Here is a 561-nt window from a genome sequence, read left to right on the forward strand (position 1 = left end):
TTAAACAACATCGTCCAGATATAGTAGCTTCTTGGAAATACTATCAAGAATTTGAAAAAATGTGCAAGGAGTTGGATGGTGATATCTATGAAAAAGACTTGTAAATTAATAAAAAAAAGTTATAATTAATATTATGTAATTTAGAGAAAGGAAGTAATTATGAAACAAGGGGATTTTACAGAGGTTGCAAAGCATTATCATAATAGGCCTGCTTATAGTCCATTTTTACTTGAAAAACTTGTAGCTTGTATCAATGATAAAAATAAAAATTTTAAAGATTTAAATATTGTTGAAGTAGGAGCTGGAACTGGAAAACTTACCAAGATGTTGGGAGAAATGTTTGGATGCCAAATTAGTGCTGTGGAACCAAACGATAATATGCGCGAAGAAGGACAAAAATTTACACAAAATTTATCAAATATTTCTTGGCATAAAGGAAGTGGCGAAGAAACTTGCATGAGCAATAATCAAGCTGATTGGGTCATCATGGCTAGTTCTTTCCATTGGACAGATCCTAAAAAATCTCTTCCAGAATTTAATCGTATATTGACAGGGGGGGGG

The 561-nt window shown here is 32.3% G+C and carries 2 protein-coding genes; both read left to right on the forward strand.

Going from position 1 to position 561, the window contains the following annotated elements; all coding sequences use genetic code 11:
- Positions 1-104 (forward strand): DUF2972 domain-containing protein (locus tag ELQ06_RS08545; protein ID WP_134237519.1); only part of this gene is annotated, 104 nt, incomplete at its 5' end.
- 55 nt (positions 105-159) lie between these two features.
- A partial coding sequence (locus ELQ06_RS08550) for a class I SAM-dependent methyltransferase (protein ID WP_087721201.1) occupies positions 160-561 on the forward strand: 402 nt, incomplete at its 3' end.

Origin of the sequence: Campylobacter sp. CH246, assembly GCF_004378835.1 — a bacterium.
In the GTDB taxonomy this organism is placed as follows: Bacteria; Campylobacterota; Campylobacteria; order Campylobacterales; family Campylobacteraceae; genus Campylobacter_D; species Campylobacter_D jejuni.